Genomic DNA, 16,051 nt, shown 5'->3' with positions numbered 1-16,051 from the left:
TCTTTCTTTTTTATTTTCCAACTGAAGCTCAAAAACTCCTTTAAACATCATAGACTTATATATAGGAAGAGGGGTTTTCGGGTGGAAAGTGGAATATGTATAGAGAACGATTGTTTAATTATTTAGAAAAAGCGCTACTATCATTTTTTAAAAATAATAAGGGGGAGTATCATGTCTGTAATTCCAAAACCAGCATCAACGGTAGTGTTGATGGATGACTTATCGAGAGTGTATTTAACGCAGAGACCAGAAACAATGAAATTTTTTGGAGGATTCCACGTCTTTCCTGGCGGGGCTGTCGAGGAGGAGGATAATCACCTTCATCACACAATTGGTAAAATTGAGGTTCCTGATGCAAGTCTATCAGCAGGTTACTATATGGCTGCAGCGAGAGAATTGTTTGAAGAGGTGGGAATTCTTTTAGGAACTAGGGAGGACGGAACACCTGCACTGCTTTCTAAAGAAAAAGAAATGGACTATAGAAGTAAGCTTATCAGTAATGATATTTCTTTCAACCATGTATTAGAGGAAGAGAGACTTAAGCTTGAGCTGGATTGCCTATCTTATATCGGTCAGATTATTACTCCTGAAGATCATCCGATCAGATTTGATACAAGATTTTTCTTAGCAAAGCTTCCACAAGGACAGAGTCCAGATCCAGATCGAAATGAAATCGCTGATGCGCTTTGGATTCATCCAGGGGAAGCTCTTGAAGGATTAGAAAAAAGAGAAATAAAGCTGGGACCGCCAACGATCATTACCCTTGAAACGATCATCAGCCATTTAGATGGCGGCAAACTGCATATGTCGCCATCAACTGATGATTTGAAGAAGTATTTTAAATATTTATAGAATATTGGGAATTATCTTGCGTGACAGCGCCTTCCTTGATCAATTTAAGGAGGTGCGCTTCTGTTGTTAGCTTCGCCACCTTAAATACACTAGGATGAATGGTGTCCGCATAGATCATTTCCGTTAAGCGTTCTGATGTTAAAGACTTGTGTTCCTCAAGCAAAGCTTTAATCTGGTTTTCGCGCTGCAATCTGCGGTTCACAACAAAATCAATTTGTTCATAAGGGTTTTCTACCCATTCACCATGGCCTGGCCCTATTTTTTCCAGCTTCAGTTCTTTCATGCGTTTGAGAGTCTGAATATAATCAGTCATATCACCATCAGGCGGGCCGATCCAGGTGGTTCCTTCAGCGACGATGTTATCTCCGGCAATCAAGATTCGGGATGAAGGAATATAGAGTGTTAAATGCCCTGGTGTATGTCCTGGACCATGAATAACCAAGATGTCTTCATTGGCAACGGTCATGGTGTCTCCATCTTTTAATAACGATAATTGGGACAAAGGTGAGATCGCCTCTAAAATGCCCTTTTGTTCGTCGGAATGGCAGTAAATACCTGCATTCCATTCTACTAACTGCTTAACACCGGGTGCGTGATCTGGATGGTAATGGGTCAGGACAATTCTTTTAGGAGAGGCCAACCCGTTATCTTGGATGATTCTATTAAGTAGTGTTCTAGTTTCCTCTATATCATAACCTGCATCAACTAATATTGATTCTTGATCATTTCCGATCAAATAGCAATTAGTAGTCGTATGAGGCAATAATGTTGGAGTAGGAACTGGTACACGGATAACTTTTAGATCTGTATTGTTTTGCACGAACAACATCCTTTCTAGCTAACTATTTTTCTATTCTACATTTTTTAATGATGTTTATCTTCTTTTATAGTATAATACCTTATAGACTAAATATTAAGAATTTTTTTAAAAGTGGAGGGAATAAAATGAAAGCAATCATTCTAAAAGACAAAATGAAACCGGGGAAAGAAATGGCCCCTTTGTATTATGAGGAAATTGATATCCCAAAACCTGGACAAGGTGAAATTTTGATTAAATTAAAGAACGCTGCGTTGAACCGCAGAGATGTATTTATCAGATATGGTCAATACCCAAATATCCAAGTACCTGCCATTCCAGGTGCAGACGGAGCTGGAGTTATCGCCGAACTAGGAGAAGGAGTCAAAGGATTTGAAGTTGGTAATGAAGTGGTGATTAACCCAGGAATGGGATGGGGAGATAATCCTGATTATCCACTGCCAACTTTTTCGGTATTAGGCGTTCCGATTGATGGTACATACGCACAGTATATTAAAATTCCTGCTGAAAACGTCTTCCATAAGCCAAAGCATTTGTCTTGGGAAGAAGCAGCGGCCCTCCCATTAGCCGGGATCACAGCTTATCGTTCTGTTGTAACGAAAGGACAAGTAAAGGCTGATGATACTGTTATTATTCCAGGGATTGGCGGCGGAGTTGCGACTTTTGCATTGCAAATCGCGGCAGCTAAAGGAGCAAAAGTGTACGTTACTTCCAGCAGTGATGAAAAGATTGAAAAAGCGATTGCTTTAGGTGCTGCAGGCGGAGTAAACTACCGTAATGAGAACTGGGTGAAGGAATTGAAAGCCTTATCAGGCGGTGCTGATTTAACGATCGACAGCATTGGCGGAGATACTTTCAATGATTTGATTTATCTATCCAATTCCGGAAGCAGACTGGTATCATTCGGTGCTACACTAGGACCAGTTAATAATATTCTCATGCCGCGCATCTTCTTTAAACAAATGCATATTATGGGTTCTACAATGGGAACTCCTGAAGAATTTGCCGATATGCTTAAGCTGTACGAAGATCATCAAATTAAACCAACAGTAGACAAGGTCTATCATCTAGAACAAACAGATGAGGCACATCGTCAAATGGACGGAGGAAGCCAATTCGGCAAAATCGTTCTTTCTATACCAGAATAATATTTAAAGGGCCTATCTTCTTATAAAGAGGATAGGTCCTTTGTCTTTTTAAGTCAGCCATTTAAGCTCAGAAAAGTAACTGGAATGTAATGGCTTTGTTAAAGAGTTACATTGTGGTTACAGGTACATTAAAACGGTCAAATACTCATGACAACCCCCCGAATATTATAGACGGATAGAAATATAATGTGGTATAACATGTTAATGGGAGGTTGTGTTGTGTATGAAGACCCGTGATGCTTATTATGACAATGCAAAGTTTTTACTAATATTCCTAGTTGTTTTTGGCCATTTAATACAATCTTATATTCATGAAGAACAATGGATTTACACCTTGTATACAACGATCTATACCTTTCATATGCCTGCCTTTATTTTAATATCAGGCTTTTTTGCGAAGGGATTTCGTAAACCGGGTTATTTGAAAAATGTCGCGAAAAAATTGATTATTCCCTACTTGATATTTCAATCCATATACTCGTTTTATTACTTCTTCTTAAACAACCATAAGGTAGTTGAATTGGACCCTTTAAACCCGCAATGGTCATTATGGTTTTTGCTAAGTTTGTTTTGCTGGAATGTATTGCTCTTTTTGTTTGCAAAAATGAAAGCAGGTGTTTCCCTTCTTTTAGCAGTAGCATTGGGAATATTTGTCGGCTATTTCGATGAAATTAGCAACTATTTAAGCTTGTCGAGGACTTTTGTGTTTTTCCCATTCTTCTTGCTGGGATACTATTTAAAGAAGGAGCATTTCGAAAAAGTTCGTGCTTTGAAGTTTAAATATGTTTCCGTATTCATATTAATTTCACTGTTTATTGCTTATTATTTATTTCCGAATTTTGACTATAAATGGCTATTTGGTTCTAAGCCATACGGCGCCCTAGATCATTCCCATTTTGACGGAGGCATTATCCGATTGGGAGTATATTCATTAACTCTGGGGGCAACTTTAAGCTTTTTAGCACTGGTTCCTAGGAAAAGGTATTTCTTTACTGAATGGGGCACTAGTTCGATCTATGTTTACTTGTTGCACGGCTTTTTTGTTAAGTATTTTAGAAGCAGTGAATTAGTAGACATTCTAAAGGAATCCGAACAAGTAATTATTTTACTTGTTATTTCAATCTTGTTAATTGCCTTTTTATCAAGTAAATTCGTCCGCCGGCTGACACAGCCAATTATTGAATTAAAATTTTCTTTTTTGAAAAAATATCATGTCCAATCGAGTCATGAACAACATCGCTGATGTAAAATAAGACAGGGAGTATTCTGTACTATTTCTACATGACAGATTGAAATTTGGGAAAACTCCTAATAAGTTTACTATTAGGGGTTTTTCTTATGAAAAAAATAATCATATTCACATGCTGCTTTATATTATTTATAATCGGTGGGTATAGCTGGATTCAAGAGTCATTAGCCAGTAGAAATGTTCTTAAAGTGGTCGCCTTAGGCGATTCCATCACCCATGGAACGGGCGATCCCGACAAAAAGGGCTATATTGAAAGGGTTAAGCTAGCGCTTCAAAAAGATAAGGGGATTTCTGTAAAGTTACGCAACTTTGGTATTCCTAAATATACGACCGAAGATATATTAAAACAATTGGAGAATGAGGATACCAACAAGCAAATAAAACAAGCGGATATGATTATTCTTTACGTTGGTACAAATGATTTTAGACACAGTGCGAAGCATCAGTTCGAGAACATTGATGTTATGAGTCTAAATCGAGGACGAGTTCAATTTTCAAAAAATCTTGATAAAATTCTTCATAGTATTAGAAATCAAAATCAAGATGCTTCGATTTTTGTATTAGGACTTTATCATCCTTACGTTGAGTATAAAAATAACATACAGCTGCAGGAACTCATTTATGCTTGGAACGATGAAATACATGAAGTGATCAAAGGATATGAGCAGGTTAAGTATGTCCCGACTTTAGATTTGTTTAATAATAAGCCTAAGACTCAATATTTCAGTGATTCCATCCATCCCAACCCTGCAGGTTACGAGTTAATCGCTAACCGCTTATTGGAAAGTATTCAAGAGAAACCGTAAACCAATCACGCTGATTCCTAAAAAGGATCAGCGTTTCATTATGGTAAGAAAATTTTAAAACAACCGGTAAATTATCTTAATATTTATAATCTTACGTTTACAATTTTAAAATACTGATATAAAATAAAGTGAAAGCGCTTCATAGAGTGAAACGTTATACATATTGTTAGGAAACTTTTTTTATAAGAAACAATGAAACAGGAGGTTAATAGAATGATTGATTTTAAAGCACCAGAAGAAATTACTAGTGTAATAGAAAGTTTGGAACGTTTTGTCGAGGTTGAAATTAAACCGTTGGAGAAGAAATTTGCCAAGGCACTTGAAGATGAACGTTATTTATATGACGAAAATGGCAAATACACGCCAGAATTTCAAGAAGCATTGAAACAAGTAAGACTTAAATCGGCTGAAGCAGGGTTTTTTACGATGTTTGGGGAAGCTGAGTTAGGCGGGAATGGCGACGAGTTTGGACCATTAGCTGTTGCTTTAATTCATGAAGCTCTTACAAAAAAATATGGATACAATCTGTTAATTTCGGAAATTTTCCCTCCAGGACTATTCTCTGGCGGACTTACTCCTGTACTATTAGGAATGAAGCCGGAAGTAAGGGAAGAGGTTTTACCAAAAATCAAAACAGGTGAATCATTACTTTGCTTTGGACTAAGTGAACCAGACGCTGGTTCTGATGTATGGAGCATCAAAACCAAAGCTGTCAAAGATGGAGATCATTGGGTCATCAACGGTACAAAGCAATGGATCACAAATGCTCCATATGCAGAATATGCGATCATTTTTGCCATTACCGATCCGGAGTTGGCTGAGAAGAGAAGAGGCGGAATTACGGCTTTTCTAGTTCCATTTGATGGAAAAACTTGTACATGCTCTTCAACCATTCCTTATTTAGGCCACTTAGGAAGCCGCATTGGAATTGTTTCCATTGAAGATGCACGTGTACATGAAAAGTATATTATTGGTGATTTGCATGATGGCTTTGGCGCTGCTCTTCATGGTGTTGACATTGGACGTGTTGTTATGGCAGCCAACTGTGTAGGGACTGCACAATGGGCTCTTGATCGAGCAATTGAGTATGCCAAACAGCGTAAGACATTCGGGGTGACAATTGACAACCATCAGGCGATCCAGATGATGATTGCAGAATGTGGCATGGATATTTATGCCGGCCGCAATATGCTTCTTCATTGTGCATGGAAAATGGAGAATCAAAAAGAACTTCCAATCAAAGAAATCTCAATGATTAAAGCATTCACGACAGAAATGGCATTCCGTGTATTAGATCGCTGTATGCAAATCATGGGTGGAATGGGCTTAACGAATGAGATGAAAATTGAAAAAGTTTGGCGTTGGGCTCGTTCGATGAGAGTACCTGATGGAACAGCTGAAATTCAGCGCCGCACGATTGCAAGAAGATTGCTTAAAGGCGATACAGATTTTAGTTAATAGTGGTAGAGACAGTGTTTGGGGATGTTCCTAAGACGCTGTCTCTTTTTTATGATAGAAGACTTATATGATAATATTGAGATAATTACTATTTTTGGAAAAGGGGATAAAGTGAGCATCCATAAAATAAATATAACAAGTTGTAAAGAAGCTGGAGAGGTGCTAAAAATACAAATACCGGCTTATAGGGTTGAAGCAAAAATAATAGGCTATTCTGATCTGCCTCCGTTAAGAGAAACAGTTGATAGTCTTCAAAAAAGCGGGGAAACTTTCTTTGGTTTTTATGAAAAAGACGAGCTATGCGGGGTGATCTCATATAAGAAAGAAAATGACGTTATTGACATCCATCGCCTATTCGTACATCCAAATCATTTCAGAAAAGGAATTGCCCAGAAGCTATTGAATTGTATTCAACAGCAAGCTGGAATAACGGTATTAAAAGTATCAACAGGTTCTAAAAACGCACCCGCTATTGCTTTTTATGGGAAGAATGGTTTTGAAAAAGTTAACGAGATGAGTGTCAATAGTGATTTAACCTTACCTTTTTTTGAAAAAGCCTTAACTTAGAAGACAAATTTCGCTTCATTTAATAGACTTTCGGTCTTCGCAAGCAGAATGAAGACCATAAGCATGAAGGTTTTTAGGCAAACGGTCCTCATCCGTTGAATGAGGACCATAAGGCTGAAGTTTTATAGGACTAACGGTCCTCATCCGTTGAATGAGGACCAGGAGGAAGAAGTTTTAAAAGGCAAACGGTCCTCATCCGTTGAATGAGGACCATAAGGCTGAAGTTTTATAGGACTAACGGTCATCATCCGTTGAATGAGGACCATAAGCATGAAGTTTTAAAAGGCAAACGGTCATCATCCGTTGAATGAGGACCAAGAGGCTGAAGTTTTATAAGGCAAACGGTCATCATCCATTGAATGAGGACCATAAGCATGAAGTTTTATAAGGCAAACGGTCATCATCCATTGAGTGAGGACCAAGAGGCTGAAGTTTTATAGGACTAATGGTCATCATCCGTTGAATGAAGACCATAAGCATGAAGTTTTATAAGGCAAACGGTCTTCATCTGTTGAATGAGGACCATAAGCATGAAGTTTTAAAAGGCAAACGGTCATCATCCGTTGAATGAAGACCATAAGCATGAAGTTTTATAAGACTAACGGTCATCATCTGTTGAATGAAGACCATAAGCATGAAGTTTTATAGGACTAACGGTCTTCATCCGGAGCATGAAGACCATTTAGTTTAAGTTTTACAATGGATTTGTCCTTCATCTCCATCATATCAGTAGATTTCTAATCCAAAAAATTAGAAGAATCAAAAAATCCCTTTACTTTTTCCAATGGGAGTACTATCATTTAGTAAATGAATATTTCAACAACTACTAGGGGTGCCAGATTTTTGGCTGAGAGAAAAACGTTACGTTTTTTAACCCTTGGACCTGATCCGGATAATACCGGCGTAGGAAAGTAGGAAGTCACGATGATTCTTATTGCTTATTAAGCCAGGTCCTTTTTATGGGATCTGGCTTTTTTGTTTTTCCACAACAACAGTAGGAGGGAACAAGAATGAAATTATCAGAACAAATTGTGCTTGTCACCGGGGGAGCTCGGGGATTAGGGAAAGAAACAGTAAAGGCATTTGCTAGTGAGGGTGCAAAAGTAGTCATTAACTATTTTCATAGTGAAGAGGCGGCAGCGGCCTTGAAAGAAGAGATTGGCGAAAATGCCGTCGCGATCCAAGCTGATGTTCGAGATGAGCAACAAGTGCGAGATTTATTTACAAAAGCGAGAGAAAACTATGGTAGACCGATCACCACGGTTGTCAATAATGCATTAGTCAATTTCAAGTTTGATCCTGTTGGTAAAAAGAATGCCGCTGATATTTCATGGAGTGATTACCAGATCCAATTAGAAGGAGCAATCCGTGGGGCATTAAATACAACGCAAGCCGCCATTCCTGGTATGAAAGAAGCGGGAGAGGGCAGGATCGTCAACATTGGTACGAACCTTTTCCAAAATCCAGTTGTCGCTTATCATGACTATACAACGAGTAAAGCAGCACTATTAGGTTTTACTAGAAATATGGCGAAGGAATTAGGAGAGTTTGGCATCACGGTCAATATGGTATCAGGAGGTTTGTTAAAAACAACAGATGCCAGCTCTGCCACTTCCGAGGAAGTTTTTCAATTAATTGAAGCAAGCACGCCTTTAAAGAAGGTCACAACACCAGAAGATGTCGCTAAAGCAGTACTTTTCTTTGCATCACCATGGGGCAGTGGTGTGACTGGACAAAACCTTAACGTCGATGGCGGACTAGTAATGGATTAATGGAGGGATGAAAGATGAATGAGGAAAAAGTAAACTCATTGTTAATGAGAGTAAGAGAAAGCTCACCTCTCATACATAATATTACTAATATTGTAGTGGCAAATTTTTCAGCGAATGGTCTCTTAGCTATTGGGGCTTCACCGGTCATGGCTTCGGCACCTGAAGAGGTTGCGGATATGGCAAAGGTTGCGGACGCCCTTGTCCTCAATATGGGAACATTGAACAGTGATGACTTAGAGGCGATGGTCATTGCTGGTAAATCAGCGAACGAACACGGTGTTCCAGTTGTACTGGATCCAGTTGGAGTGGGAGCAACACCATACCGAACACAAACCTCACGAAGAATACTAAATGAAATAAAAGTGAATGTGATCAGAGGTAATGCTGCGGAGATTGCTAATCTCATAGGTGAGAAATGGGAAATAAAAGGTGTCGATGCAGGCAGCGGAGATGGAGATGCAGTTGAGATAGCGAAGTTAGCGGCGAAAAAACTTAACGCAGTTGTTGTTGTTACGGGTAAGGATGATATTATCACTGACGGCAGCACTACTTATCTTGTCCATAATGGTCATCCAATCCTGACAAAAGTAACTGGAACGGGCTGTCTTCTTTCAACAGTAGTAGGTGCTTTTGCAGCAGTTGAGGAAAATAAGCTGGATGCCGCCGTGGCAGCTCTGTCCTTTTATGGCGTAGCAGCAGAATTGGCCGCTGAGAAAACAGCAAGTGAGGGACCAGGAAGCTTTCAAATGCAATTTATGAACAAGCTGGCAAACGTATCGCAGGATGAAATCAATCTTCATAGCTCATTTGAGCAAATATAAGGAGGGACTTCATATGGGAAAAGTAGCAAAAGCTTTAACAATTGCAGGTTCCGATAGTGGCGGTGGAGCAGGTATTCAAGCCGATTTAAAGACGTTTCAGGAGCTAAGTGTCTATGGGATGTCTGCGCTGACAGCCGTTACCGCTCAAAATACATTGGGGGTTCAAGGAGTTTTTCCAATGACACCAGAAGCTGTAGCAGAGCAAATCACTTCGATTGGTGAAGACATTGGCGTTGATGCACTGAAAACAGGGATGCTTTTTTCAGCTGACATTATCGAAGCCGTTTCAGTAAAAATTAAAGACTATGGCTGGGAAAAAATTGTTGTAGACCCGGTCATGATTGCTAAAGGTGGTGCTTCGCTTTTACAGGACGCAGCTGTGTCGGCAATGAAAACGAGTCTGCTGCCTGTCTCTTATGTGATCACTCCGAATATACCAGAGGCTGAGGTTCTGACAGGTATGAAAATAATTACGAATGAAGATAAGAAAGAAGCCTGCAAACGGTTAATGAATTTAGGTGTGAAAAATGTCGTCATCAAGGGCGGACATGATTCAGACGAGCAAGAGTCTACTGATCTATTATTTGATGGCATAGATTTTCATGTCTTTAAGAATAAGAGAATTCCTACTAAAAATACCCATGGTACAGGTTGTACCTTCTCAGCAGCGATCACGGCAGAGCTTGCAAAAGGAAAGTCAATATACGATGCGGTTTCAACTGCGAAAAGCTTCATCTCAGCTGCGATTGAAGATGATCTGGAAATTGGCAACGGACATGGGCCTACCAATCATTGGGCTTATCGAAAGGGAGCCGTGAAATTATGAAGAAAATGACCGAGGAGGCTTTGCGATCTGCTTTAAAGCTATATTTTATAATGGGGAGTCCTAATTGTGAAAAATCCTCAGCAGAAGTTCTAAAAGAAGCGATTGCAGGAGGGGTTTCCTTTTTTCAGTTTCGCGAAAAAGGGAATGGCGCTTTGAAAGGTGACCAAAAATATGCGTTGGCAGAGGAACTTCAATACATCTGCAAGCAGGGGCATGTTCCTTTCATTGTCAATGATGACATTGACTTAGCGCTAGCACTAAATGCTGATGGTGTTCATATTGGACAGGATGATGAAGAGATTAAGGCCGTTAGGGAAAAAATTGGTGATAAAATCCTCGGTGTGTCTGTACACAACATAGTAGAAGCAAAAGCTGCCGTCGAAGCCGGTGCCGATTATTTTGGTGTAGGTCCTATTTTTCCAACGAAAACAAAAGAAGATGCGAATCCAGTACAGGGATTAAATATCATTGAGATACTGCGTTCAGAAGGCTTTACAATTCCGCTCGTAGGTATTGGAGGCATACATGCTGAAAATGCCGGCAGTGTGATAGAAGCGGGGGCTGATGGGATTTCCTTAATAAGTGCGATCAGCCTTGCAGATGATGTACAGGAAGCGGCCAGAGAATTATCTCGGAAAGTTACGGCAAAAGGAGGAGTGCGTCTTGAATAAAACGTTAAAAATGACAGTCACAGCCATGCTCGTTGCGGTTGGGACATTAACGAGTCATATGTTCTATATTCCTCTAGGCTTTGCGAAGGTGTTTCCCATGCAGCATTTCATTAATGTATTATCCGCTGTATTGCTAGGACCGGCTTATGCGGTCATACAGGCTTTTTCGGTTTCTTTGCTTAGAAATATGATGGGGACCGGCTCGTTTTTTGCTTTTCCTGGGAGTATGATTGGGGCGTTTCTAGCAGCCTATTTATATCAAAAAACAAAGAAGCTGTCGCTTACATTTATTGGTGAAACGGTCGGAACAGGCATTTTAGGCGCCATTGCCTGCTACCCAATTGCTACGCTCCTTTTAGGACAAAATGCGGCGCTGTTTGGATTTATCCCTAGCTTCATGGTCAGCTCATTTGCGGGGGCATTATTTGCATTTATCCTATTAAGCATTGTGATAAAAAACCCTGCGTTTCGCGATTTGCAACAAAAGAGCTTGCAATAGCACCATAAAATAACCACTCTAGCCATTTAGAGTGGTTATTTTAATATAAATGGTAAAAATGGAAAATTATTCTTGTTTAAAGAGGGGTTGTGCTTGTAAAATGGAATCAACATCTTAGCTAAATTTCTTTATCAAGGTGGTTAATACATGGCTCTGTTTGATATTTTCAGGATTCTCCATATTATTGGCGGTTTTATTGCTTTATTCGTTTTTTGGATCCCCATCGTGACGAAAAAAGGCGGAAAAATTCATATTATCTCAGGGTGGGTATATGTTACGGGGATGGTTGTTGTATCTGTTTCTGCTCTTTATATGGGAGTATTTAGGATTCTAGATCCTGCAAGTTCTAATGACACCATCTCTTTTTCGATATTCTTAATTTTTATTGCTATTTTGAGTTCGTCCACTGCTTTTTATGGAATTCGAGTTCTTCGTTTTAAAAACAGAAAGGACAGCCATAGGCATATTGCCGATTTGGGATTTTCGATTCTTTTATTGATTTCATCTATCTTTATCAGCACTTATGGTTTTATTCAGGAAATGCCACTGTTATCTTGGTTCCCGTTCCTTGGCATTTTCCTTGCTGCTACACAGCTAAAATATTGGCTGCGCAAACCTTCAGTCAAAATGCACTGGTGGTTTGAGCATTTGAGCGGGATGATTGGTTGTTCCATTTCAACGATCACCGCCTTTTCAGTTTTCGCAGCTCCTAGACTTTTAAATATTGATTCTGTGAATATACTTTTATGGTTTTTACCGACCATCTTCCTCACACCAGTTATCATTGGATTTTCCGTATACTATCATCGCAAATTTAACTCTAAAAGGAAGAACATCTCGGTATAAATACTGCAAAGATAAACAAAAACAATGGAAAAAACACCTGTTGTTCAAATGTTACAGGTGTTTTTATCGTATCATCATTCGGTTACGGATCGATGTGATTGCTTTGTACATATTCTTTGTTAAATAAAAATAGCCGCAGCAATAGAAAAAGAGATGGAAACAGCAATACTAACCCCGCTATAAAGGCAATGATCATCATCACTGCCATTGCTTCATCGGCAAACCCATCATAAATGGTTAAATATGGATAAAGCAAGTAAGGCAAATGAGAAATTCCATATGCAAAAAAGGCAAGAGCAATCTGTAGAGCTAAAAGTCCAAAAGCTAACCCATAATTCCGCTTACTCCAAATGAGATAGAATGTACCAAAAAATAATAGTAAAGAAGGAATAAACATCCACGATAGTTCCGTTAACCTTTCATAATGGCCGGGATTATGGAAGCGCAACAAGGAAAAAGTACATAAAGCCGATAAAATCATCGATACTGACCAAATCAGAGCATATTTTCGAAGCAGTTCAGATGCTTTTATATCATTCGCTTTGTGTGCATACCAGGTAAGGAACAGAGCTGAACTAAATAGAACTACCGACAAGCTTAGTGAAACAAATCCCCATGTCAGAGGATTGGTAATTAAACCCCAATAATCTAGCACGGGAGAAGTTCCTTCGACTTGGACAAAACCACCTTCAGAGATCGTTAAAACAACGGAAAGAGAAGCCGGGATAAACAATCCTGAAATGCCGTAAGAGTATATATACCGTTTCTGTTTAATTTCTCCGGTTGACGCAAAAGCATAATAGGCCCCTCTTGATGCAAGCAGTATGATGGCGATGCTCGCTGGTATTAACAGCGTGGTGCCATAATAAAAGGCTGTTTCTGGAAAAAAACCAACAATCCCTACAAAGAAAAATACTAGGAAGACGTTCGTTACCTCCCAGACAGGAGAAAGATATCGCCCAATAATTTTGGTTAAGATATGATGTTTCCCTCTAAATAGGCTGAATGCATTAAAAAAACCAGCACCAAAGTCAATGGAAGCAACCATGATATATCCAAATAGGAACAACCATAGTATGGAAATACCGACGATTTCTAAAATCATAGAGAACCTCCTGCTTTTTCCATCTCCATAATAGCAGGTTCCTGCACTCATTTTTTCGATCTACCCATTCGAAAGCTTTAGTCATGAACCTAGCTATACAAGGAAAATTTTGAGTTTAATCTTCGACCTCTAAAGTATTTCCCATTGGATATGGAAAAATTCGTCACTACATGCAGGGATTTGTTTATTCAAATTTAATAGATTAAGATGAAATACAATTTAAAATATTTAGAAATTAATATATAATAAGCTAAAATATATTTACTTTTGATCATCAATTTAAAGGGGTTCTCGAGGTTATGAATAATGGGAATTTAAGAAGATCCAATAAAATAGGAGAAGGTCGATCGAAAAAGAACTTTAAAACATTCATGATTACGATTAGTTTCTTCATTTTGGCTATAGCAGCGGCAGTGTTCATATCGAAAGGGATGAACTCCGAGAGAGCCATGTTCTTAGTTGGAACTAAGAATAATGATAGGTTTGCGATTCCACGAGCGCACGCTGAAAAACCAATACCCGCATTTGCAAGCAAGGCAGTTCCAGAAGTCCAAACAACCATTAAAATCAGTGCTGCTGGTGATTTTACACTAGGAACAGACGAGACATTTGGCTATAGTGACTCTTTTGACATAGAAGCGCAAAATAATGGGCTGGAGTATTTTGGGGCTGGCTTGCAGGATATTTTTAAAGAAGACGATTTTACAACGGTAAATTTAGAGACCACCTTGACGACTGCTACTGAAAAGGCAGAGAAGAAATTTCGTTTTAAGGGCGACCCCGCATACGCGAAGATTTTAAAGATGGAAGGAATTGAGGCTGTAAATCTAGCAAACAATCATATTTTTGACTATTTGGAAAAAGGTTATGAGGATACGATCGCTTCTTTGGAAAAAGAAAAGATTGCTTATTTTGGTTACGACAATCTTTACATAACAGAGATCAAAGGTGTTAAGATTGGCTGTTTAGGCTATGAGGGCTGGTCCGATACAATAGAGATGAGAAACAAGGTGTCTCAGGATATTCAAGAACTACGTGATCAGGGCGTGCAAATTGTTCTTGTACAATATCATTGGGGAAACGAACGTCAATATGTACCACATCAAGGGCAGCAATCATTAGGTCGTTATACGATCGATAATGGGGCAGATCTTGTACTCGGTCATCATCCACATGTTGTACAGGGCATTGAAGAGTACAAAGGGAAATTTATCGTTTACAGTCTAGGGAACTTTATGTTTGGAGGAAACCGAAATCCTGATGACAAGGATACATTTGTTTTTCAACAAACCTTTCATTTGAAAAATGGAGAACTTACCGAAACAAAAGAAATAAATGTTGTTCCGTTCTCAATTTCATCGGTCTCAACCAGGAATAATTATCAGCCAACCATGCTGACTGGTGAAGAAGGAGAGCGGGTAAAACAAAAAATCATCGATGTATCAAAGGAAATTCATGGTGCTGATTGGCTGGTGTATGAGCAAAAATAAACAGCGAAAACCTTCATTGCTAAATGTGATGAAGGTTTTATTTTTAATTAAGCATTTCTAAAATGTTGTCAGGACTTTAGTATTATTACCCCGAAGTCCTCCAATTTCTAATTGTTAAAGAAAAGCCAACAGTGTAAATATTTTAAATTTATTGACATTATAGTATAGCAAGCTTATTATTTAAACATAATATTCCTGTTTTCGGAAATGGTTATCACTATGCGGGAGGAGTGAAATGATACATGACATATAGTTCTTCAATGTACCAATCATTAAAGCATGTGATTGTTAAGCATCCTAATGAGGCTTTTATCAGTCAGCAGCATTTAAGTGAAGAGTGGAAAAAGTTTAATTATATAGAAGAACCGAACTTCGAAGAATCAATTAAAGAGTACGCTGAATTCATCTCTATTTTAGAAAAGAATGTCCCAATTATTGACTATTTACCGGCATCCAGCGAGGCGGGGTTAGATTCGTTATACGCCCATGATCCTATTAAATTTACAAAAGAAGGAGCCATTATCTTAAAGTCTGGGAAAAAACTAAGACAGCCAGAGGCAAGAATTTATAAAGAATATTTACTGGAAAAAGGCATTCCTATTATTGGTGAACTCACAGGAGACGCCGTATCAGATGGCGGTGACCTAGTTTGGCTTGACGATAAAACACTCGCAGTGGGTTTAGGCTATCGAACGAACAACGAAGCTATTAAACAATTAAAAGAGATGACGGCACATCTGGTTGATGAGTTCATTGTTGTGCAGCTTCCACATGACCAAGGGGAAGATGAATGCCTGCATCTTATGTCTTTTATCAGTATGGTGGATCAAGATTTAGCGGTCGTTCATTCTCGTCTCATGCCTGTATTTTTCAGACAGCTCTTAATCGAGCGCGGCATCACGCTCATTGAGGTTCCCGATGAAGAATATAGGAACCTTGGCTGTAATGTCCTCGCATTAGCTCCAAGAGTGTGCGTAATAGCGGCTGGAAATCCGGTAACGAAACAGCGTCTGATTGATGCCGGAGCAACGGTATATGAGTACAAAGGGAATGAAATCAGCTACAAAGGTACCGGAGGGCCAACATGTTTAACCTGTCCGGTTATTCGAGCTTAAATTACGATA

General features: G+C 39.0%; 16 protein-coding genes and 1 riboswitch. Of the genes, 14 read left to right on the top strand and 2 right to left on the bottom strand.

The features are described 5' to 3' along the window. The first annotated feature begins 171 nt into the window (after positions 1-171). Positions 172-852 carry an NUDIX hydrolase gene (locus CZ487_RS15205; RefSeq protein WP_077213138.1) on the top strand — a complete coding sequence of 227 codons (681 nt, stop codon included), beginning with the start codon at positions 172-174 and terminating at the stop codon, positions 850-852. On the opposite strand, the gene CZ487_RS15200 is transcribed toward CZ487_RS15205, so the two are convergent. Continuing rightward, a complete protein-coding gene (locus tag CZ487_RS15200; protein ID WP_077213137.1) occupies positions 839-1,672 on the bottom strand; it encodes an MBL fold metallo-hydrolase in 834 nt (277 codons plus the stop codon). The genes CZ487_RS15205 and CZ487_RS15200 overlap by 14 nt on opposite strands. Positions 1,673-1,797: 125 nt before the next feature. Here CZ487_RS15200 and CZ487_RS15195 point away from each other — a divergent pair, with 125 nt between their 5' ends. The 11 genes from CZ487_RS15195 to CZ487_RS15145 all read left to right on the top strand — a co-directional run bounded on the left by CZ487_RS15195 (position 1,798) and on the right by CZ487_RS15145 (position 12,332). Further along, positions 1,798-2,817 (top strand): zinc-binding dehydrogenase, encoded by a 1,020-nt coding sequence (locus tag CZ487_RS15195; RefSeq protein WP_077213136.1) that lies wholly within the window; start codon positions 1,798-1,800, stop codon positions 2,815-2,817. Positions 2,818-3,040: 223 nt separating this feature from the next. After that, on the top strand, positions 3,041-4,060 hold the full coding sequence (locus CZ487_RS15190) for an acyltransferase family protein (RefSeq protein ID WP_077213135.1): 1,020 nt from the start codon (positions 3,041-3,043) through the stop codon (positions 4,058-4,060). Positions 4,061-4,155: 95 nt separating this feature from the next. Then, positions 4,156-4,872 carry a GDSL-type esterase/lipase family protein gene (locus CZ487_RS15185; RefSeq protein WP_077213134.1) on the top strand — a complete coding sequence of 239 codons (717 nt, stop codon included), beginning with the start codon at positions 4,156-4,158 and terminating at the stop codon, positions 4,870-4,872. 213 nt (positions 4,873-5,085) lie between these two features. Continuing rightward, a complete protein-coding gene (locus tag CZ487_RS15180; RefSeq protein WP_077213133.1) occupies positions 5,086-6,330 on the top strand; it encodes an acyl-CoA dehydrogenase family protein in 1,245 nt (414 codons plus the stop codon). A gap of 51 nt (positions 6,331-6,381) precedes the next feature. Further along, entirely contained in the window at positions 6,382-6,897 is a 516-nt protein-coding gene (locus CZ487_RS15175) for a GNAT family N-acetyltransferase (protein ID WP_084783292.1), read from the top strand. A gap of 818 nt (positions 6,898-7,715) precedes the next feature. Then, positions 7,716-7,824: riboswitch (TPP riboswitch) on the top strand. A gap of 83 nt (positions 7,825-7,907) precedes the next feature. After that, positions 7,908-8,669, top strand: coding sequence for a 3-oxoacyl-ACP reductase (locus tag CZ487_RS15170; RefSeq protein WP_077213132.1), 762 nt, complete (start codon positions 7,908-7,910; stop codon positions 8,667-8,669). A 14-nt stretch (positions 8,670-8,683) separates the two neighbouring features. Beyond that, positions 8,684-9,490, top strand: a complete 807-nt coding sequence (gene thiM / locus CZ487_RS15165) for a hydroxyethylthiazole kinase (protein ID WP_077213131.1) — start codon at positions 8,684-8,686, stop codon at positions 9,488-9,490. A 13-nt stretch (positions 9,491-9,503) separates the two neighbouring features. After that, entirely contained in the window at positions 9,504-10,316 is an 813-nt protein-coding gene (gene thiD, locus CZ487_RS15160; RefSeq protein ID WP_077213130.1) for a bifunctional hydroxymethylpyrimidine kinase/phosphomethylpyrimidine kinase, read from the top strand. After that, a complete protein-coding gene (gene thiE, locus CZ487_RS15155) occupies positions 10,313-10,987 on the top strand; it encodes a thiamine phosphate synthase (protein ID WP_077213129.1) in 675 nt (224 codons plus the stop codon). The genes thiD and thiE overlap by 4 nt, the downstream gene beginning before the upstream one ends. Next, positions 10,980-11,486: an energy coupling factor transporter S component ThiW gene (gene thiW, locus CZ487_RS15150; RefSeq protein ID WP_077213128.1), complete on the top strand. Its 507-nt coding sequence runs from the start codon at positions 10,980-10,982 to the stop codon at positions 11,484-11,486. Before thiE ends, thiW begins: the two co-directional genes overlap by 8 nt. A gap of 147 nt (positions 11,487-11,633) precedes the next feature. Then, positions 11,634-12,332: a DUF2306 domain-containing protein gene (locus CZ487_RS15145; protein WP_077213127.1), complete on the top strand. Its 699-nt coding sequence runs from the start codon at positions 11,634-11,636 to the stop codon at positions 12,330-12,332. A gap of 82 nt (positions 12,333-12,414) precedes the next feature. On the opposite strand, the gene CZ487_RS15140 is transcribed toward CZ487_RS15145, so the two are convergent. After that, entirely contained in the window at positions 12,415-13,437 is a 1,023-nt protein-coding gene (locus tag CZ487_RS15140; protein WP_077213126.1) for a cytochrome d ubiquinol oxidase subunit II, read from the bottom strand. A 299-nt stretch (positions 13,438-13,736) separates the two neighbouring features. Between CZ487_RS15140 and CZ487_RS15135 the strand changes: the two genes are divergently transcribed. After that, on the top strand, positions 13,737-14,927 hold the full coding sequence (locus CZ487_RS15135; protein ID WP_077213125.1) for a CapA family protein: 1,191 nt from the start codon (positions 13,737-13,739) through the stop codon (positions 14,925-14,927). 242 nt (positions 14,928-15,169) lie between these two features. Next, entirely contained in the window at positions 15,170-16,042 is an 873-nt protein-coding gene (locus CZ487_RS15130) for a dimethylarginine dimethylaminohydrolase family protein (RefSeq protein ID WP_077213124.1), read from the top strand. Positions 16,043-16,051 lie beyond the last annotated feature (9 nt).

The sequence above is a fragment of the Robertmurraya dakarensis genome (assembly GCF_900156875.1).
Taxonomy (GTDB): Bacteria; Bacillota; Bacilli; order Bacillales; family Cytobacillaceae; genus Robertmurraya; species Robertmurraya dakarensis.
Note: the sequence above shows the minus strand (reverse complement) of the source record. Positions and strands in the feature narration are given on the sequence as shown.